Origin of the sequence: Aeromonas sp. CD, from assembly GCF_033349375.1 — a bacterium.
Classification (GTDB): domain Bacteria; phylum Pseudomonadota; class Gammaproteobacteria; order Enterobacterales; family Aeromonadaceae; genus Aeromonas; species Aeromonas hydrophila.
The window spans coordinates 3,205,545-3,224,872 of sequence record NZ_CP137631.1; the positions used below are offsets into that span (position 1 = coordinate 3,205,545).

The 19,328-nt window shown below is 61.4% G+C and carries 16 protein-coding genes and 1 tRNA gene; 6 read left to right on the forward strand and 11 right to left on the reverse strand.

Annotation, left to right across the window (positions count from 1 at the left end):
- Positions 1-50 precede the first annotated feature (50 nt).
- From phoU to tadA, 5 genes are all read right to left on the reverse strand, one after another.
- Positions 51-761 carry a phosphate signaling complex protein PhoU gene (phoU, locus tag R2E40_RS14895; RefSeq protein ID WP_005334097.1) on the reverse strand — a complete coding sequence of 237 codons (711 nt, stop codon included), beginning with the start codon at positions 759-761 and terminating at the stop codon, positions 51-53.
- Positions 762-860: 99 nt separating this feature from the next.
- Entirely contained in the window at positions 861-1,679 is an 819-nt protein-coding gene (gene pstB, locus R2E40_RS14900) for a phosphate ABC transporter ATP-binding protein PstB (RefSeq protein WP_011706615.1), read from the reverse strand.
- Between the two features lie 110 nt (positions 1,680-1,789).
- Positions 1,790-3,439 (reverse strand): phosphate ABC transporter permease PstA, encoded by a 1,650-nt coding sequence (gene pstA / locus R2E40_RS14905; protein WP_011706616.1) that lies wholly within the window; start codon positions 3,437-3,439, stop codon positions 1,790-1,792.
- 32 nt (positions 3,440-3,471) lie between these two features.
- Positions 3,472-5,709 (reverse strand): ABC transporter permease subunit, encoded by a 2,238-nt coding sequence (locus tag R2E40_RS14910; RefSeq protein WP_011706617.1) that lies wholly within the window; start codon positions 5,707-5,709, stop codon positions 3,472-3,474.
- A 206-nt stretch (positions 5,710-5,915) separates the two neighbouring features.
- Positions 5,916-6,455, reverse strand: coding sequence for a tRNA adenosine(34) deaminase TadA (gene tadA, locus R2E40_RS14915; protein ID WP_073350864.1), 540 nt, complete (start codon positions 6,453-6,455; stop codon positions 5,916-5,918).
- Positions 6,456-6,728: 273 nt separating this feature from the next.
- Here tadA and R2E40_RS14920 point away from each other — a divergent pair.
- The 4 genes from R2E40_RS14920 (at position 6,729) to aceA (ending at position 10,952) form a co-directional block, all read left to right on the forward strand.
- Positions 6,729-6,805: transfer RNA gene (locus R2E40_RS14920), tRNA-Pro, on the forward strand.
- Between the two features lie 287 nt (positions 6,806-7,092).
- Entirely contained in the window at positions 7,093-7,239 is a 147-nt protein-coding gene (locus R2E40_RS14925) for a hypothetical protein (RefSeq protein WP_244089978.1), read from the forward strand.
- A gap of 716 nt (positions 7,240-7,955) precedes the next feature.
- Complete coding sequence (gene aceB, locus R2E40_RS14930; RefSeq protein ID WP_011706619.1) at positions 7,956-9,563, forward strand: malate synthase A; 1,608 nt, start codon at positions 7,956-7,958, stop codon at positions 9,561-9,563.
- A gap of 75 nt (positions 9,564-9,638) precedes the next feature.
- Complete coding sequence (gene aceA, locus R2E40_RS14935; protein ID WP_011706620.1) at positions 9,639-10,952, forward strand: isocitrate lyase; 1,314 nt, start codon at positions 9,639-9,641, stop codon at positions 10,950-10,952.
- A 249-nt stretch (positions 10,953-11,201) separates the two neighbouring features.
- On the opposite strand, the gene hda is transcribed toward aceA, so the two are convergent.
- From hda to upp, 3 genes are all read right to left on the reverse strand, one after another.
- Positions 11,202-11,903, reverse strand: coding sequence for a DnaA inactivator Hda (hda, locus tag R2E40_RS14940; RefSeq protein ID WP_016351307.1), 702 nt, complete (start codon positions 11,901-11,903; stop codon positions 11,202-11,204).
- 215 nt (positions 11,904-12,118) lie between these two features.
- Positions 12,119-13,147 carry a DUF2066 domain-containing protein gene (locus tag R2E40_RS14945; protein ID WP_073350868.1) on the reverse strand — a complete coding sequence of 343 codons (1,029 nt, stop codon included), beginning with the start codon at positions 13,145-13,147 and terminating at the stop codon, positions 12,119-12,121.
- A gap of 143 nt (positions 13,148-13,290) precedes the next feature.
- A complete protein-coding gene (gene upp / locus R2E40_RS14950; protein WP_005302745.1) occupies positions 13,291-13,917 on the reverse strand; it encodes a uracil phosphoribosyltransferase in 627 nt (208 codons plus the stop codon).
- Between the two features lie 175 nt (positions 13,918-14,092).
- Here upp and purM point away from each other — a divergent pair, with 175 nt between their 5' ends.
- Both purM and purN read left to right on the forward strand, forming a co-directional pair.
- Entirely contained in the window at positions 14,093-15,130 is a 1,038-nt protein-coding gene (purM, locus tag R2E40_RS14955) for a phosphoribosylformylglycinamidine cyclo-ligase (RefSeq protein WP_318163756.1), read from the forward strand.
- Between the two features lie 32 nt (positions 15,131-15,162).
- Positions 15,163-15,801, forward strand: coding sequence for a phosphoribosylglycinamide formyltransferase (gene purN / locus R2E40_RS14960; protein ID WP_223950515.1), 639 nt, complete (start codon positions 15,163-15,165; stop codon positions 15,799-15,801).
- Positions 15,802-15,918: 117 nt separating this feature from the next.
- Here purN and R2E40_RS14965 read toward each other — a convergent pair whose 3' ends face one another.
- The 3 genes from R2E40_RS14965 to R2E40_RS14975 form a co-directional block, all read right to left on the reverse strand.
- Positions 15,919-16,680, reverse strand: a complete 762-nt coding sequence (locus R2E40_RS14965) for a Nif3-like dinuclear metal center hexameric protein (protein ID WP_412055129.1) — start codon at positions 16,678-16,680, stop codon at positions 15,919-15,921.
- 146 nt (positions 16,681-16,826) lie between these two features.
- Entirely contained in the window at positions 16,827-18,170 is a 1,344-nt protein-coding gene (locus R2E40_RS14970) for a sigma-54 dependent transcriptional regulator (protein WP_318163757.1), read from the reverse strand.
- A gap of 61 nt (positions 18,171-18,231) precedes the next feature.
- Positions 18,232-19,266, reverse strand: coding sequence for a sensor histidine kinase (locus R2E40_RS14975; protein WP_011706627.1), 1,035 nt, complete (start codon positions 19,264-19,266; stop codon positions 18,232-18,234).
- Between the last annotated feature and the right edge of the window lie 62 nt (positions 19,267-19,328).

Genomic DNA, 19,328 nt, shown 5'->3' on the forward strand with positions numbered 1-19,328 from the left:
GAAAAGGCAACAAAAAAGGCGCTCAAAGCGCCTTTTTATTCATCTCAGACTCACCCTTTCCCCAGCAGGGTGCCCAGATCGTCCGCCTTGGTGTGGCGCACGTCCTTGCCCTTGACGTAGTAGACGATGTACTCACAGATATGCTGGCAGCGATCCCCCACCCGCTCGATGGCCCGCGCCGCCCACAGCACGTTGAGCACCTGCGGTATGGTGCGCGGATCTTCCATCATGTAGGTCATCAGCTCGCGAATGATGGACTCGTACTCCCGATCCACCTTGTCATCTTCCTTGTAGACCGCCAGCGCCGCGTCCAGATCCATGCGGGCGAAGGCGTCCAGCACATCGTGCAGCATCTTGATGGTGCGACGCCCCATGTTCTCCAGCGACACCAGCGGCGGCTGCGGCTTGTTGGCGTTGTCGGTCAGCATGCGGGCGATCTTGTCCGCCACATCGCCGATGCGCTCGAGATCGGTGATGGTCTTGATGATGGCCATCACCAGTCGCAGGTCGGAGGCGGTGGGCTGGCGCTTGGCGATGATGCGGGTGCACTCCTCGTCGATCGCCACTTCCATGGCGTTGACCTTGTGGTCGTTGGCGACGATCTTGCGCGCCGCGTCCAGATCCTGATCGTGGATCGCCGCGATGGCGTCGGTCAGCTGCTGCTCCACCAGCCCGCCCATCACCAGCACCTGGTTGCGCACGCTCTCGAGCTCGGCATTGAACTGACCGGAGATGTGTTTGTTGAGGTTCATATTGTCCATACAAATAATCCTTGATGCTCCGAGTATGCCTTAGTCGTTGAACTGACCGGTAATCTGTTTGTTGATGCTCATCTTGCTCATCTCCATCGCCAGCATTCCTTAGCCGTAACGACCGGTGATGTAGTCTTCGGTCTTCTTCTTGGCCGGGGTGGTGAAGATGGTGTTGGTGTCCGAGTACTCGATGAGCTCGCCCATGTACATGAAGGCGGTCTGATCCGACACCCGCGCCGCCTGCTGCATGTTGTGGGTCACGATCACCACGGTGAACTGGCTCTTGAGCTCGTTGATCAGCTCCTCGATGGTGAGGGTGGAGATGGGGTCGAGCGCCGAGGTCGGTTCATCGAGCAGCAGCACTTCCGGCTCGATAGCGATGGCACGGGCAATCACCAGTCGCTGCTGCTGACCGCCGGAGAGGCCGAAGGCGTTGTCGTGCAGCCGATCCTTCACCTCGTCCCACAGGGCTGCGCCGCGCAGGGAACGCTCTGCCGCCTCGTCCAAGGTACGGCGGTCGTTGATTCCCTGCAGACGCAGGCCATAGACCACGTTCTCGTAGATGGACTTGGGGAAGGGGTTGGGGCGCTGGAACACCATGCCCACCTGACGACGCAGGGCGGAGACATCGACGCTCTTGTCGTAGATGTTGTGGCCGTGCAGCTGGATTTCGCCCTCGATGCGGCAGATCTCCACCAGGTCATTCATCCGGTTGATGCAGCGCAGCAGAGTAGACTTGCCGCAGCCGGAGGGGCCGATGAAGGCGGTGACCTGGCCCTTTGGGATCTTCATGTTGACGTTGAACAGCGCCTGCTTGTTGCCGTAGTACAGGTTGAGATCCTTCACTTCCAGCGCGGTCTGCTCCGGGCTCAGGTTGAGCAGGTCGGTCGCGGTGTGCTGGCTGGATGCGGTCGTTACGTTGATCATCTGTTACCTCAAAATCTGTCGGTGGCGGCGGGCACTTTCAGGGCCCGCGGCCGGAACGCTTGGCTGGCAGGGAACCCCGTTCCCTGCCCGTCTCTGTGGTGGCTGGTCTATCAATGTTCCAGCGACCGGAATTTCTCGCGCAAGTGGTTGCGGATCCCGATGGCCGTCAGGTTAAGGCCGACGATCACCGTCACCAGCAGGAAGGAGGTGGCGTAGACCAGCGGACGCGCCGCCTCGACGTTGGGGCTCTGGAAGCCGACGTCATAGATGTGGAAGCCCAGGTGCATGAACTTGCGCTCCACGTGCAGGTACGGGAAGTTGCCGTCCATCGGCAACGTGGGAGCAAGCTTCACCACCCCCACCAGCATCAGCGGCGCCACTTCACCGGCCGCGCGGGCGATGGCCAGGATGAGGCCGGTCATGATGGCCGGGCTCGCCATCGGCAGCACGATGCGCCACAGGGTCTCGGCCTGGGTGGCTCCCAGTGCCAGCGAGCCCTGGCGAATGGTGCTCGGGATCCGGGCCAGCCCCTCTTCGGTGGAGACGATCACCACCGGCAGGGTCAGGATGGCCAGGGTCAGCGCCGACCAGATGACACCGGGGGAGCCAAAGGTCGGGCTCGGCAGCGCTTCCGGATAGAACAGCTGGTCCAGCGAACCACCGAGGGTGTAGACGAAGAAGCCCAGACCGAACACGCCGTACACGATGGAGGGCACGCCCGCCAGGTTGATCACCGCGATGCGGATGATCTTGGTCAGGCTGTTCTTGCCCGCGTATTCGTGCAGGTAGACCGCCGCCACCACGCCGAGCGGGGTCACGATGATCGCCATCAGGAACACCATGAACACGGTGCCGAAGATGGCCGGGAACACCCCGCCCTCGGTGTTGGCCTCGCGCGGATCGTCGGAGACAAACTTGCCGATCTGGTGGAACCAGTAGCCCACCTTGGCCGGCAGACTCATGTCGTTGGGCCACACCACGTCCAGCACCTTGGACATGGGCATGGTCACCAGCTCGCCGCGCATGTCCTTGACCGTGATGCTGTCTCTGTCCGCCTGGGCACGCAGGGAGAACAGCTCTTTTTCCAGTACCTGATAACGGTCGTTGAGGGCCTGACGCTCACTCGCCAGCTCGGCTTTAAGCTGATCGGTCAGCTTGTCGTCCAGCTCGGCCTTGCGCTCTTTGAGGCGCAGCCGCTCCAGCTGATAGTTGATGCTGCCGATGTCGCCTTTTTGCAGATCGTCGGCCTGCTCGGAGAGACCGTTGGCCCGCGCCAGCACCCGCTGCAGGGCAGGATGCAGGTTCTCGGTCAGCGCCTTGCCATCCTCTTTCACCCCGACGATGTAGCCGTAGAAGTTGCCGTTGGTCGCACGCTCCACCATGGCCAGCTCGGTCGGCAGGCTCTGGGACTTGATGTCGGTCTCCAGTACCCAACGGAAGTCCAGGTCGACGAACTCACGGTTGCCGGTCTTGACCAGATAGCGGGTCAGCAGCTCGCGCTCTTCCCCCTCCAGCGGCAGGCCGGCGGCCCGCAGCCGCTCTACCGGCACCAGCTCACGGTCGTTGATTTCGCCGATCAGCACGCTCTTGTTGCCCTGGGCGTCTTCCAGTTGCCACTCATAGATGGGATGGGGCCAGAAGTAGACCAGCCCACGCCAGCCGATCAGCAGCAGCAGACCCAGTACCGCTACCAGACTCAGGCTGACGGCGCCGCCGGTCATCCAGATCCAGGGGGCCCCCGATTTAAACCACTTACCCATTGTCGATTCCTCGGTCCTTTCAGAGCAGCCCATCACAGAGAGCTGTATTTTTCACGCAACCGCTGACGGATGAACTCGGCCAGGGTATTGAACAAGAAGGTGAACACGAACAGCACGAAGGCAGCGAGGAACAGCACCCGATAGTGCGAGCTGCCCACTTCCGATTCCGGCATCTCCACCGCGATGTTGGCGGCCAGGGTGCGCAGCCCCTGGAACATGGAGAAGTCCATGATGGGCGTGTTGCCGGTGGCCATCAGCACTATCATGGTCTCGCCCACGGCGCGGCCAAGGCCCATCATCACCGCCGAGAAGATGCCCGGGCTCGCGGTGAGGATCACCACCCGGCTCAGGGTCTGCCAGGGGGTCGCCCCCAACGCCAGCGAGCCCTGGGTGAGGTGCTTGGGCACCGAGAAGACCGCGTCTTCGGCGATGGAGAAGATGGTCGGAATGACCGCGAAGCCCATGGCGATGCCCACCACCAGCGAGTTGCGCTGGTCGAACTTGATGCCCATCTCGTGGGTCAGCCAGATGCGCGAATCACCGTGCATGAAGGCGTTCTCGATGAGCGGGCTCACAGCGAAGGCGCCCCAGCCAATCAGCAGCAGCACCGGGATCAGCAAGATGGCGTGCCACCCTTCCGGCAGCCAGGATTTGCCGCGCTCCGGCAGGTAGTTCCAGATCAAGGCGGTCAGCAGCATCCCCATCGGCAGCAGGATCAACAGCAGTACTACCCCGGGCAGCGCCCCCTCGATGATGGGTGCGAGCCACAGACCGGCCAGGAAGCCGAGGATAACGGTCGGCAGGGCCGCCATGATCTCCACCGTCGGCTTGACGTATTTGCGCAGCCCCGCCGACATGAAGTAGGCGGTGTAGATGGCACCGGCGACGCCGAGCGGCACCGCAAACACCATGGCATAGAAGGAGGCTTTCAAGGTACCGAACACCAGCGGTACCAGGCTCAGCTTGGCTTCGAAGTCGTTGCTGGCGGAGGTGGACTGCCACACGTACTGGGGCTCGGGATAGCCTTCATACCACACCTGTTGCCAGAGGGCCGACCAGGTCACCTCGGGGTGCTCGTTCTCCACCGCGAACAGCTTGAAAGCATCCCCCTGCTGCATCAGCAGCACGTTGTGACGGGGGGAGATGGCCAGGGCCGACAGGGCGCCGCCCTCCACCTTCTCGCTCAGCAGCTTGGTCTCGCCGGTGGCGTGGAAGAAGCTGACGGTGCCCTCTTTGTCGGCACTGATGAAGCCCTTGCGAAAGTGCTCCGGGGTCAGCTGCGCCACGGCACCATCGCCCTTGAAGTCACGGATCTGGGTGAACTGGCGCTTGCCATCCCGAGCCACTTCGAACCACTGGGAGATGACGCCGTTGTCGTTGCCCACCAGCAGGGAGGAGGCGCCGGAGAGCAGCTCGACCCGGGTCACGTTGGCGTTGGGGGCGTTGATCTCCATGACATCGCGCAAAGAGATGTCATTGAGGTTGTGAATGTCGTAAACGGAGAGGCGGTTGCCTTCGCGCACGAACAGAATGCGCAGGTTGGGGGTCAGCAGCATCTGATCCACATGGCGCGGCAGGGACGGGATGCTGTAGTTCTGGGCGCTCCACTCGATGTCACCGGAGAGGAAGTTCTCCTCGCCGCTCATCACCGCCATCACGCCACGACCATCGGCGGTCACGGCCGCGGTGGCCATCTTGTCCTTGGTGGCCTCAAACACCATCAGCGTCAGCGCCTTGCCCTGGGGGTCCACCACGACCGGCTCTTCGCCGAAGGGGGACTGCAGGCTGGGCTCGATAACCCGCACGTCGTTGGGATAGGAGACCTTGAAATAAGGCTGCACCACCTGGGCCTTGCCATCGGCAAAACCATAGGCGATGAGCTTCTGGCCTGGCGCAGGAGGGGCGACGGCGGTGATGTCACCCTTCACCTGCGCCTGACCCAGCACCTGGCCCACCTTGACCTTGCCATCCCCTTGGACGGCGAAGAAGTTGACCTGGCCTTTGTCGCTGAAGCGATAGCCAATCTCGTTCTGCTCTTCCACCCCGAGCCAGGCGGTCTTGCCCGCCACGGGCAAGGTAAATGACGCGGTCGGCTCCATCGTGGCGCCATTGAAGATGGGTTTCACCACATAGAGCAGGTAGAAGAAAATGAGCAACAGAGCAACCAATACCAGAGCACCACCCGTGGTGACCCCGTACTTGGCCAACTTATCCTTGATACGGCGCTTTCTGCTGCCCGCCATACCTAAGTTTATCGATTCCGATGACATGCAAAACCTCAATGTGAGCTAGGCTTGGCGGCATTATATGGCGGTTGCATGACAGTTTTGTTACATCAAGGCCCTCTGGGAAGAGGTTATTTTGAAGGGGAATTCAGACCAGGATCCGCTGGCGGATAGTATTGCCAACCATCTGTTTTACAAAAAGATAAAGGAAAATATAAAGCGCGAAGGCGACCTCGCCGACTTCGCCGTTCTCAGTCGGCGGAGCCGCCGCTTTGTTGCAGTGCCAATCTGGCGGCCTTTTTCTCGGCGCGCCGCCGCCGAAAGAAATCCGACAACTGGGCCGAGCAGGCATCGGCCAGCACACCGCCAGTCAGTTCGACCCCGTGGTTGTGGCGCGGGTCCTGCAAGATCTCGAACACCGAGCCCGCCGCGCCGGTCTTGAGATCACGGGCACCATAGACCACCCGCTTGACCCGGCTGTGGATGAGGGCACCGGCGCACATGCAGCAAGGCTCCAGAGTGACATAGAGGGTGGTATCGAGCAGACGGTAGTTTTGCAGCCGAACGCCGGCGGCCCGGATCGCCATTACTTCGGCATGGGCACAGGCATCGTGCTCGCTGATGGAGCGGTTCCACCCCTCCCCCACGATCTCGTCACCCAGCACCAGCACGGCCCCGACCGGGATCTCGCCGATCCCCTCCGCCCTTTCGGCCAACGCCATGGCATGGCGCATCCAGCGTTCATCCTGCTCGCGCTGGCTCACTGACTCTGTGATGTCTGATGGTTTCACACCCTGGTTCCTCTCTGTGACGGGTTGCCGGCGATGCACTTGCAGCTTGATTGCCGGCCGACCATTGCCCGCAACCGGGTAACGCCGCCAAGCAGCATGATGGCGAGATCCCCAGCAATACGGGGCGGCGATTATGCCAAATCTGCGCCACAGCCCCAAGTCGCATCTTGCCTGCACAATAAAGAAGCAGTCAGCATCTCCCTGATAAAAAAGGAGTTGCACCCATTTGCTCAGATCATTAGACTTCCCTCCGTCAGCTCGAACTGACCTCGTCGGTGTGTAGCGCAGCCAGGTAGCGCATCTGCATGGGGTGTAGAGGGTCGGAGGTTCGAATCCTCTCACACCGACCAATTTCCCCGAAAATAGCCCAGTCTCGCGACTGGGCTATTTTTTTGCCTGCTTTAATATTCCTGCCGCAACTGTCGCAGCGCATCAGCAGACCGTCTGAATGCTCTTCCTGGGTGAACCTGTCGCAGAGTCACCACACAGTTGTGGTACAAATTTCATTCAGAACCGCTTGAAACCTTTCAAGAGTCCCGCTAGGATACGCAACTTTTCCGCCGGCAGTTCAAACAGGGAGGTGGGAGCGCGGGTGATGGAGTCACCGACCGGCTTGCAATCAATGAGGCAAGCACCCATGACCAAAGCAGTTGACATACAGCCCGAGTACGCCCCCCAGCCCCAACCGGATACCGAGTCCGCAACCAATCAGTATGCCACCGAACACGGCCCGGTCGTGCGGCTCGATGTCGTCGATCTGGCGGCCCCGGACGATGATTACTGAGCCGACGGCGCAGACATGCCGCTCTTGAACTACCGGGATAAAATGGCAGCGGCACTGGAAATGGCGCCCCGTTTTACCTCCTTTGAGGGCCAGGATGGCCCGCTGACACAAATAACAATAAAATGCTAAATAACTAAACGACAGTAGTCATATCCACTACCACATCCCCTCCCCGCCCCCAGGCACCTCATCCACCCAAGTGATACAAACCTACGTTATTGCGCCTCACTTTCTCCTCTTCTGCCGACCAGATCCCATTCGACCCCTTTTGATCATCATTGTTTTAAACAAATGTTCTCTCTTTAACGTCAGCAGGAGTTACATACCTGCTGGGTTTACATCTTTCATTTCATACATGTGTTTTTTAGAAGCTTGGAGTTAGGTCGGGATTTGTTTTTGCATTTGTAATTTTATTACGTAATAACTTACACAGCTACGTCCATGCTCCCCCTCACCATCCGCCACCGGCAGGGGATGAAAAACAAGAGCATAACCATCTGCATAGAGTTTTTACGCTAATCTAATAAGTTATTTATAAACATCAACTTAACATCATGACCAAAACGTGCGTTTTAAAAAACATGTTGACGAATAGAGCAATATTTCGCACCTTATGAATCGTGTTACCCCGTTGTTACGGGAAGTTTGAAAAAACAGGGATCGACTTTAGTCGTAGTTAATTAGTTCAAAATGTAATTCTCAAAGGAGTGAACCCTATGTCGGCACCGGCCCAGACCCACTGCAGCGCTCGTCTGCGCATCCAGGGCGAGACGCATCCCGATTACGCGCAAATTCTGACGCCGGATGCGGTGGCCCTGGTATCCGAACTGGTGGAACGCTTTGCTCCCCAACGGGACGAATTGTTGAAACAACGTGTGGCGCGCCAGGCCCGCATTGACGGCGGCGAGCTGCCCGATTTTCTGCCTGAAACCGCCCACATCCGCGCCGGAGACTGGACGGTGCGCGGCATTCCCGCCGACCTGCAAGACAGGCGGGTGGAGATCACCGGCCCGGTCGAGCGCAAGATGGTGATCAACGCCCTCAACGCCAACGTCAAGGTATTCATGGCGGACTTCGAGGATTCGCTGGCACCGGCCTGGAACAAGGTGATCGAGGGTCAGATCAACCTGCGCGATGCGGTCAACGGCACCGTCTCCTACACCAGCCCGGAAGGGAAGGCTTATACCCTGAACGCCGATCCGGCCGTACTCATCTGCCGGGTGCGCGGTCTGCATCTGCCGGAAAAACATGTCACCTTCGATGGCGCTCCCATTCCCGGCGGCCTGTTCGACTTCGCTCTCTACTTCCTGCACAACTATCAGGCGCTGCTGGCCAAGGGCTCTGGCCCCTACTTCTACGTCCCCAAGCTGCAGAGCCATCTGGAAGGGCGCTGGTGGAGCGAAGTGTTCGCCTGGACCGAGGACAAATTCGGCCTGCCCCGCGGCACCATCAAGGCCACCGTGCTGATCGAAACCCTGCCAGCGGTGTTCGAGATGGACGAGCTGCTCTATCAGATGAAGGATCACATCGTTGCCCTCAACTGCGGCCGCTGGGATTACATCTTCAGCTACATCAAGACCTTGAAGAACCACCCCGATCGCGTCCTGCCGGACCGCCAGGTCGTGACCATGGACAAACCGTTCCTGTCCGCCTATTCGCGGCTGCTGATCAAGACCTGCCACAAGCGCGGCGCGCTGGCCATGGGTGGTATGGCGGCCTTTATCCCGGCGAAAGATCCTGCCGTGAATGAACAGGTTTTTGCCAAGGTGAAGGCTGATAAAGAGCGTGAAGCCAACAACGGCCACGACGGTACCTGGGTAGCCCACCCCGGCCTCGCCGATACCGCCATGGCGGTGTTCAACGCCGCCATCCCGGCTGGCGCCAGCAACCAGATAGGCGTGCTGCGCGAGCAGGATGCCCCCATCACGGCCGCCGAACTGCTGGCCCCCTGCGAGGGTGAGCGCACCGAGGCAGGCATGCGCACCAACATCCGGGTGGCGCTGCAATACCTGGAAGCCTGGATCAACGGCAACGGCTGTGTGCCCATCTACGGGCTGATGGAAGACGCCGCCACCGCCGAGATCTCCCGCACCTCCATCTGGCAGTGGATCCGCCACGGAAAGAGCCTGTCGAACGGCAAGGTGGTGACCAAGGATCTGTTCCGCCAGATGCTGGCCGAGGAGCAGGAGGTGGTCAAAGCCGAAGTGGGGGCTGAGCGTTGGCAGGCAGGTCGCTTCGCCGAGGCGAGCGAACTGATGGAACAGATCACCTGCGCCGATACTCTGATCGATTTTCTGACGCTGCCCGGTTACGAGCGGCTCTGAACTACGGGCCTCCCCAGCGGGGCTCGCCAATAACAAGTCAATGGAAACGTGAAATCAATGAAAGAGGGAACTGATATGGCACTGACCCGTGAGCAACAGATCCAGGCTATCGAGAAAGACTGGGCGGAAAACCCCCGCTGGAAAGGGATCAAGCGCGGCTACAGCGCCGAAGACGTGGTAAACCTGCGTGGCAGCCTGCAACCGGTGCACACCCTGGCCCAGCGCGGTGCCGACAAGCTGTGGGAACTGATCCACGGCGGCGCCAAGAAAGGCTATGTAAACTGCCTCGGCGCCCTGACCGGCGGTCAGGCAGTGCAACAGGCCAAGGCGGGCATCGAGGCAATTTACCTCTCCGGCTGGCAGGTGGCGGCGGACAACAACCTCTCCTCCACCATGTACCCGGATCAGTCCCTCTACCCGGCCAACTCGGTGCCGTCGGTGGTGGAGCGCATCAACAACTCCTTCGCCCGTGCCGACCAGATCCAGTGGGCCAACAAGGTGGGCCCGCAGGACAAGGGCTTCATCGACTACTTCCTGCCCATAGTAGCGGATGCCGAAGCCGGTTTCGGCGGCGTGCTGAACGCCTTCGAATTGATGAAGGGGATGATTGAAGCGGGCGCCGCCGGCGTGCACTTCGAAGATCAGCTCGCTTCAGTGAAAAAATGCGGCCACATGGGCGGCAAGGTGCTGGTACCGAGCCAGGAAGCGGTGCAGAAGCTCATCGCGGCCCGTCTGGCAGCCGATGTCTGCGGCACCACCACCCTGGTGATCGCCCGTACCGACGCCAACGCCGCCGACCTGCTGACCACGGATGCCGATCCGTACGATGCCGGCTTCCTGACCGGTGAGCGTACCTCAGAAGGCTTCTACAAGGTACAGGCCGGTATCGAACAGGCCATCTCCCGCGGTCTGGCCTATGCCCCTTACGCCGACATGGTGTGGTGCGAAACCGCCAAGCCGGATCTGGACGAGGCGCGCAAGTTTGCCGAGGCCATCAAGGCCCAGTACCCGGACAAGATCCTGGCCTACAACTGCTCGCCGAGCTTCAACTGGAAGAAGAACCTGGACGATGCCACCATCGCCCGCTTCCAGCAGGAGCTCTCCGACATGGGCTACAAGTACCAGTTCATCACCCTGGCGGGCATCCACAACATGTGGTTCCACATGTACGAACTGGCCTACCAGTACGCCCGTGGCGAAGGGATGAAGCACTATGTCGAGATGGTACAGCAGCCGGAGTTCGCCGCTGCCGAGCGGGGTTACACCTTCGTGGCACACCAGCAGGAAGTGGGTACCGGTTACTTCGACAAGGTGACCACCGTCATTCAGGGTGGCCAATCCTCGGTGACCGCGCTGACCGGCTCGACCGAAGAAGATCAGTTCCACTGATAGACGGAACTCTTTGAGAGAGCCCTTGAGATAGCAAAACCCCGGCCACTGGCCGGGGTTTCTTTTTTGAAAGGCCCTTCTCCCGAAGGGAGAAGGAACAAAGCGATAGAATCTGTTCACGGTCTGTGACGAGAGGTCGTCAGCAAGGTGAAGAGCAGCGCAGGAACCGGAGTGTATATGGATACATAAGGATTCCGAGCAGCACATGAGCCTTGCTCACGGCCTCGCAGTAAGAACGTGGCCAGGTTCTCAGAGCTCGAGGATCTCTTTGACAAAGGGGATGGTCAGCTTGCGCTTGGCACGGAAAGAGGCGTTGTCGAGCTGATTGAGAGTGGTGAGCAGGGTGCGCATGTCGCGCGAGAGGCGGTTGAGCAGGAAGCGACCCACGTCGATGGGCAGTTTGAAGCCCCGCAGCTCGGCACGCAGCTGCAGGGCACTGAGCTTGCCTTCGTCGTCCAGCTCGTCGAGGTGGAAACTCACTCCCCAGTCGAGGCGGGAGGCAAGATCCGGCAGCTGCAGCCCCAGTTTGCGCGGCGCGCTGCACCCGGTCACCACCAAAGTACCCTCGCCCTTCTCCTGCCAGCGGTTGTAAAAATCGAACAGGGCCCGCTCCCACAGCGCATTGCCGGCGATCGCCTCCAGGCTGTCGAGACAGACCAGCGGCAGGCTTTCGAGGGCGTCGAGCATGCTGGGATCCAGCTGTTCGAACTGATCGAGGGAGAGATAAGCGGCTGCGGCGTCGCGGGCATTGACCTCGGCGCAGGTGGCGTGCAGCAGATGGGAGCGGCCCGATCCCTTGGCCCCCCAGAAATAGAGGAAAGGTGAGCCCTGACCAATGGCCGCATTTTTGAGGGCGGTGATCAGATGAGCATTGTTGCCGGGATAAAAACTGACGAAGGTTTCATCATCCGGTAGTTGTACGGCTAAAGACAGTTGGGCCGGTTGCTTCACTCGTTGGGCTTTGACTGTGACATTTGCGGGCAAGTGTATCATCGCGAAGGCGGATAGAGAACCGCCCGGACGATGCCGGGCGGTGTGGATCCTCATAAAGGATCCAGGCTGCGACCATTGCTAACGAAAGCGGCTACTCCTTGGCCGGCGCGAAAAACCGCACCCTGGGCCCACGCTGGTTATGCCCGGCCAGCCGGTCAGGATCCTTGCCAGGATCAGGGCTGCGACCATTGATAGCTCAGCCCCTCGGGGGTATCCGCCAGCTGGCGCAGCCGGCTCTCCAGCTGCAGCCCGCGGATGAGCTCGGCCTTGTCCCCTTGCAGGCTCAGGTTGAAGGTCACCTTGTCCCCCTCCAGTTTGCCAATCTCCACCTTGGTGACGCTGGCCATTCCCTGCAACATCTTCTGCACCGTGATCATGCCGTCGATGCCGGACAACCCCTCCACCACCAGTGTCTGGCTGGAGGCGACACCCGAGATGCGCGCCCCATAGTTCTGCACCAGCCAGCCTGCCAAGGCATCGGCGAACGTCTGCGCCACCTCGGCCTGGGTGCCGGCGCCCTCGCCCTTGGTCAGTTCGCTCAGCTCACCGCCCGCTTTGGGGCCGTAAAGTCCCCAGTCGATGCTCCACTTGCCTTCCTCCTTGCCATCGGGCGTCAGCTTGCCCAACACCACCATCTCTGCGCCATAGCGCTGGCTCGCCTTGAGGATGGGGTCGGCGAAGCGGCCCCAGACGTCGGTGGCGTTGACCGCCATGTTGTCGTCCAAGTCCATCAGCGGAATGCTGACCGGCAGCCCCATGGCTTGGGCTTGGGTACGCAGGGCGGCAGCCCAGCCATCGCTGGACTGATCCGGCAGAATGCGCCGCTCCCCTTCATTGATCACCAGCCAGATGGCCACTTGTGGCCGGGCCGGGCCCAGCAGGGCAAACTTGCTCTCGGCCACCAGGGCATTGACCTTGGCCACATCGAAATCGGCCTTGAGAAACTTCACCGGCCCCACGTCCTGATAACCGTAGTGCTGCACGAACTCGCCGGGGGCTGCCAGCGCCTTGACCACCGCTGGCTGGGTCAGGATGTCGCGCTTGCCGGTCACCTTGATCAGCACCTCGCCCAAGGCCTGGGACTGGGCCGCCGCCATGTCGCCGCTGGTGGGCGCCTTGCCCTGATAGAGATCGGTCACCTGGGCGGCCGACACCATGAATGACAAGCCGCAGCAAAGGGCGGTCACAACACGTTTGAGCATGAGAGGAGTCTCGAAATGGGAGATGGTGCTTATGGTAGCGGCAAGGCGCGCATGGCAGCAAGCCGGGGTGGGAGAAACAGCGGAGCCGGCGGGGTGCCGGCTCCGTTTGCGCGCCTGCTGGCGCGCGATGAGGCGATCGAGGCTTACTTGGTGCCGAAGATCTTGTCGCCGGCGTCGCCCAGACCCGGGACAATGTAGCCCTTCTCGTTCAGGCCCTGGTCGATGGAGGCGCAGAACAGCTCCACGTCCGGGTGAGCGGCTTCCAGCGCCTTGATGCCTTCCGGCGCGGCAACCAGCACCAGCACCTTGATGGACTGGCAGCCCTTCTTCTTGAGCAGGTCGATGGTGGCGATCATGGAGCCGCCGGTGGCCAGCATGGGGTCGATGACCAGCGCCAGACGCTCTTCGATGTTGCTGACGATCTTCTCAAAGTAGGGGACCGGCTGCAGGGTCTCTTCGTCGCGGTAGATGCCGACCACGCTGACGCGAGCGCTCGGCATGTGCTCCAGCACGCCATCCATCATGCCAAGACCGGCACGCAGGATGGGCACGACGGTGACCTTCTTGCCCTTGATCTGGTCAACTTCCACTGGCCCATTCCAGCCATCGATGGTAACCTTCTCGGTTTCGAAGTCAGAGGTCGCTTCGTAGGTCAACAAACTGCCCACTTCCTTGGCCAGTTCACGGAAACGCTTGGTGCTGATATCGCCTTCACGCATCAGACCGATCTTGTGCTTGACCAGGGGGTGTTTGACTTCAACGACTTTCATTATTATCTCCTCTAACTGCCGCAAAAAAATCGCGGAATCATACAACAAAAGCCGCCGCTTGTAGAGCATTTCCGCGCAAAAACGCGCAAACGATTTCCTTTCTGGTTTTTCACCGCCACTGTTAGAATACGCCCCGAATTTTACCCTCCACTTCTTTATATGACGGGGAATACGCGTGACTGACAAAACCTCACTGAGCTACAAGGATGCTGGCGTGGATATCGATGCCGGCAATGCACTGGTTGAACGTATCAAGGGCGTGTCAAAGCGCACTCGTCGTCCTGAAGTCCTTGGTGGTCTTGGCGGCTTTGGGGCCTTGTGTCAAATCCCTGCGGGCTACAAGGAGCCGGTGCTGGTCTCCGGTACCGACGGGGTGGGCACCAAGCTGCGCCTCGCCATCGACCTGAAGAAGCACGACACCGTCGGCATCGATCTGGTGGCCATGTGCGTCAATGACCTGATCGTGCAGGGCGCCGAGCCCCTCTTCTTCCTCGACTACTATGCCACCGGCAAGCTGGACGTCGACACCGCCGCCGCCGTGGTCACCGGCATCGGTGCCGGCTGCGAGCAGTCCGGTTGCGCCCTTGTGGGCGGCGAAACCGCCGAGATGCCGGGCATGTATGAAGGGGAAGACTACGACATCGCCGGTTTCTGCGTCGGTGTGGTGGAGAAGAGCGAGATCATCGACGGCAGCAAGGTCGGCGAAGGGGATGCCCTGATCGCCCTGGCCGCCAGCGGCCCCCACTCCAACGGTTTCTCGCTGGTGCGCAAGATCCTGGAAGTCTCCAAGGCCGACGTGCAGCAGCCGCTGGGTGACACCACCCTGGCCAACGCCCTGCTGGAGCCGACCCGCATCTACGTGAAACCCGTGCTCAAGCTCATCAAGGAGTGCGAGATCCACGCCCTGTCCCACATCACCGGTGGCGGCTTCTGGGAGAACATCCCGCGCGTGCTGCCCGCCGACACCCAGGCGGTGATCGACGAGCAGAGCTGGCAGTGGCCGGCGGTGTTCAGCTGGCTGCAGCAGGCCGGCAACGTCACCCGCCACGAGATGTACCGTACCTTCAACTGCGGCGTCGGCATGATCATCGCCCTGCCGGCGGATCAGCTGGAAAAAGCGCTGACCCTGCTCAAGGCCGAAGGCGAGAACGCCTGGCATATCGGCCATATCGCCAAGGCGGCCGATGGTGAGGAGCAGGTCATCATTCAATGAATGACCGGATCAACAGCCAAATGACCTCCCCCATGAAACGCATCCTGGTGCTGATCTCCGGCAACGGCAGCAACCTGCAGACCATCCTCGACGGCTGTGCCGACGGCAAGATTGCCGGTGAGGTGGTCGGCGTCATCAGCAACAAGGCCGATGCCTATGGTCTGGTACGTGCCAAAGAGGCGGGGGTGGCCACCGCCATCCTCGCCCAGCAGCAGTTTGCCAGCCGGGAGGAGTATGACGCCGCCCTGCTGGCGCTGATGGCGGACTATCAGCCCGATCTGGTGGTGCTGGCCGGGTTTATGCGGATCCTGAGTGCCGACCTGGTGAGGCATTTTGCCGGGCGGATGATCAACATCCACCCCTCCCTGCTGCCCAAGTACCAGGGGTTGCACACCCACCAGCGCGCCATCGACGCCGGTGACGACGAGCATGGCGCCAGCGTCCACTTCGTCACCGAAGAGCTCGACGGCGGCCCGGTGATCCTGCAGGCCCGCGTCCCCATCTTCGAAGGGGATGATGCCGACGAGGTGGCGGCCCGGGTACAGGTACAAGAGCACAGCATCTACCCCCTGGTGGTGCAGTGGTTCTGTGAAGGGCGCTTGCAGATGCGGGCAGGGTCTGCCTTGCTCGATGGCAAGCAGCTTGGCCCGGCAGGCTATGCCAGCGAGTAACCGCTAACCGCAGTAATAAAATGCAACAAGGGAGGCCCAGGCCTCCCTTGTCATTTCTATCTACCAGCGCACTTGCTGTCATCACGTCCGATTACGCCGCTATGCGGCTAATCAAACCTACACCGGATTGTCGATATCGATAAAGGTCACATCCAACCCGTGCACCGTCGCCAGCCACTCCCCCAGCGCCTTGACACCGTAACGCTCGGTGGCATGGTGACCGGCCGCGTAGAAGTGCATCCCCATCTCGCGGGCGGTGTGGATGGTCTGCTCGGAGGCTTCGCCGGAGATGAAGGCATCGATGCCCTGCTCCGCCGCCAGATTGATGTAGCTCTGACCGCCGCCGGTGCACCAGGCCACCGAGCGGATAAGCTCGGGGCCACTGTCGCCGCAATGGAGCGGCTCACGGCCGAGCCGCTCGGCAATCAGCTTGGCAAAATCGCTGCCGCTCATGGGCTCTTCCAGCTTGCCCACCATGGCGACGCTCTTGCTGTTCCAGGGCTCGAGGCCACGGCACACCTTGATGTCGAGCAGCTTGGCGAGCTGGGCGTTGTTGCCCACCTCGGGGTGCACGTCCAGCGGCAGGTGGTAGGCAAACAGGTTGATGTCGTGGGTCAGCAGGGTCTTGATGCGGCGCTGTTTCATGCCGGTGATCTGGGCCGGTTCACCACTCCAGAAGTAGCCGTGATGAACCAGGATGGCGTCAGCATCGGCGGCCACGGCCGCATCGATCAGGGCCTGGCTGGCGGTGACGCCGGTCACCACCTTGCGAATGCGCTCACGCCCCTCCACCTGCAGGCCATTGGGGCAGTAATCCTTGATGGCATGCGGTTCGAGCAGATGGTTGAGTACGGTTTCGAGTTTTCGATGAGAGATCATAGGGGTCCCTTATAAAGGCGCCGACCCTGTGCTGCGATGCAGACAGGAATCGGGCTCATAACGCCGAGGCCCCATGATAATCGAGGCTGGCCGCCAAGACCATGATGCCTCCCGCACTGCTGCCCATGGCAGGGCCTGGAATGGCTTCAGGCCGGCAGGTCGATCCCCGCCTCGCGCATCTGGGCCAGCTTGTAGCGCAGGGTGCGCGGGCTGATGCCGAGCCGGTCGGCCACCGCCTTGCGGCTGCCGTTGCAATCCTGCAGGGTGTCGAGAATGATCTGGTGCTCCTGCTGCTTGAGCTCGCTGCCCAGGTGTTCGCTGCCACTGCTGCGTTCACTGCCGACAAGGCGAATCTCTTCTTCCTCCACCTCTTCCAGGATCAGGTGCTCGCAGCCGATGAGGCCATCCGGGCTCAGGATCAGGGCGCGCTGCACCACGTTGTCGAGTTCGCGCACGTTGCCGGGCCAGGGGTGAGCCAGCAGCCGCGCGCGCGCGGGCTCGGTCAGCTGCGGCGTCGGCAATCCCTGCTGACCGGCATGCAGCGCCAGCAGGTGCTCCGCCAGCGGCAGTATGTCACCAGGACGCTCCCACAGCGCCGTCCAGCGCAGCGGGAAGACATTGAGGCGGTAGTAGAGATCCTCGCGAAACAGGCCGTCCTGCACCGCTTTTTTCAGATCCCGGTTGCTGGTGGCGATGACCCGCACGTCGAGCGGGATCATCTTGCGGCTGCCGAGCCGCTCCACCTCTTTCTCCTGCAGCACCCGCAGCAGCTTGGCCTGCAGCCCCAGATCCATCTCGGTGATCTCGTCGAGCAGCAGGGTCCCCCCCTGCGCCTGCTCGAACTTGCCGGGGCAGCCCTGTACCGCGCCGGTAAAGGCCCCCTTCTCGTAGCCGAACAGGGTCGCCTCCAGCATGTTTTCCGGAATGGCGGCGCAGTTGATGGCGACGAACGCCTGCTCGGCGCGGCTGGAGTTGTCGTGGATATAGCGAGCCAGCACCTCTTTGCCCGTCCCGCTCGGGCCGGTCACCATCACGGTGGCCTCGCTTCTGGCCACCCGGGTCGCCAGCTGGAACAGCTCGGCGGTCTTGGGATCGCCGTAGACCACGGCCCGCTTCTCCACCTTCTGGGCCGGCACATAGCGGCTGACCTGGTTGAGCAGCACCTCGGGCGAGAAGGGCTTGGCCAGATAATCGATGGCGCCTTCGCGCATGGCGCGCACCGCACCGTCAATGTTGGCGTAGGCGGTCATCAACAGCACCGGCACCTGGGGATATTGCTGACGAATGTTGGCCAGCAGGGTCAGGCCATCCATGCCCCCCATCTGGATATCCGAAATCACCATGTCGAAACTCTGGCGCGACAAGGCCAGCAAAGCCCGCTCGCCACTGTCCACCTCGCGGCACTCATAGCCGCCGAGCAACAGGGTATCCACCAGCGCCTCGCGCAGGCCATTGTCATCTTCCACTACCAGGATCCGGGCCTGAGTCATGCTACACCTCCCACCACAGCCAACCTGGCCGCTGCAATATTCATTTCCACGAGCCTGACGCTCATGCTACACCCCCCAGTTGCACCGCTTGCTGGTGCAGGGGGAACGACAGGGTAAAACAGGTTCCCTCGCCGGGTACCGAGGCCACGCTGACCTCGCCCTGATGGGCACGGACCACGGATTGCACCACCGCCAGCCCAAGGCCGGTACCCTGGGAGCGGGTGGTGAAGAAGGGTTCGAAAATCTGGCTCAGCAGGTGAGCGGGCATCCCCTTGCCGTTGTCGAGAATGCGCAGCTCCACCCGGGCGCCGCTGCGTACCGCGCTTACCAGAAGCGACGTGGCGCCGGCCTGCTGGGCGTTGGCAATGAGGTTGTTGACCGCCCCCGCCAGCGCGCTGCTGTTGGCCAGCAGGCAGAGATCGGGCTCCGGCGCCTCCATGTGCAGCTCACAGCCCTGCTGGCTGCAAAATGCCTCGGCGCCGGCCTGCACCTCGGCCAGCAACCCCTGCACCGACGTCGGGGTCACCACCTGGTTGTCGCCGTTGCGGGCAAACAGCAGGATGTCGCTGATCTGCTTTTCAAGATCCTGCAGGCGCGCCATCAGCTTTTGCTGGAACTGGCTGCGGGATTCCGGCTTGAGAGTGCGGTTGGCCAGGTTGGCGGCATAGAGCATGGCGGCGGAGAGCGGCGTGCGGATCTGGTGGGCCAGCGAGGCAGCCATGTTGCCAAGGGCGGACAACCGCTTCATGTGGTTGATGCGGTCTTGCAACTGGCGGGTTTCGGTCAGATCGTTGATGAACACCAGCTGGCCCGGCTGATCCGGCAGCGGCTGGGTCGACAGCTGGACCCGGCGCCCATCGCGCAGGGAAATTTCGTGGCCGTCATCCTCGCGGGGCTGGAAACAGCGGTCGATGATCTGGCGCCAGGCCTGGCCTTCCAGCGGCTCCCCCAGCAGCGCCTTGGCGGCCGGGTTGGCGCGGGTGATCCGGCCCTCGCCGTCGAGCAGCAAGACACCGGTGGGCAGCGCCGTGAAGATGGCGTAAAGCTGGCTCACCTCGTGAGACTGGAGCGGGGTATCCTGCGGCTGGGCTGTCATAAAGCTGACCTCAAACTGGCGACTGAGTCAGCTTATTCAATTTCCATGCCACTAAAATTTAT

Excerpts from the sequence above, each read along its gene's own strand:
- R2E40_RS14925 (WP_244089978.1), top strand. The coding sequence starts at position 7,093 with ATGACCAAAGCAGTTGACATACAGCCCGAGTACGCCCCCCAGCCCCAA.
- upp (WP_005302745.1), bottom strand. The coding sequence starts at position 13,917 with ATGAAAGTCGTTGAAGTCAAACACCCCCTGGTCAAGCACAAGATCGGT.
- R2E40_RS14910 (WP_011706617.1), bottom strand. The coding sequence starts at position 5,709 with ATGTCATCGGAATCGATAAACTTAGGTATGGCGGGCAGCAGAAAGCGC.
- pstB (WP_011706615.1), bottom strand. The coding sequence starts at position 1,679 with ATGATCAACGTAACGACCGCATCCAGCCAGCACACCGCGACCGACCTG.
- purN (WP_223950515.1), top strand. The coding sequence starts at position 15,163 with ATGAAACGCATCCTGGTGCTGATCTCCGGCAACGGCAGCAACCTGCAG.
- pstA (WP_011706616.1), bottom strand. The coding sequence starts at position 3,439 with ATGGGTAAGTGGTTTAAATCGGGGGCCCCCTGGATCTGGATGACCGGC.
- R2E40_RS14945 (WP_073350868.1), bottom strand. The coding sequence starts at position 13,147 with ATGCTCAAACGTGTTGTGACCGCCCTTTGCTGCGGCTTGTCATTCATG.
- R2E40_RS14970 (WP_318163757.1), bottom strand. The coding sequence starts at position 18,170 with ATGACTCAGGCCCGGATCCTGGTAGTGGAAGATGACAATGGCCTGCGC.
- R2E40_RS14975 (WP_011706627.1), bottom strand. The coding sequence starts at position 19,266 with ATGACAGCCCAGCCGCAGGATACCCCGCTCCAGTCTCACGAGGTGAGC.
- phoU (WP_005334097.1), bottom strand. The coding sequence starts at position 761 with ATGGACAATATGAACCTCAACAAACACATCTCCGGTCAGTTCAATGCC.
- aceA (WP_011706620.1), top strand. The coding sequence starts at position 9,639 with ATGGCACTGACCCGTGAGCAACAGATCCAGGCTATCGAGAAAGACTGG.
- R2E40_RS14965 (WP_412055129.1), bottom strand. The coding sequence starts at position 16,680 with ATGATCTCTCATCGAAAACTCGAAACCGTACTCAACCATCTGCTCGAA.
- aceB (WP_011706619.1), top strand. The coding sequence starts at position 7,956 with ATGTCGGCACCGGCCCAGACCCACTGCAGCGCTCGTCTGCGCATCCAG.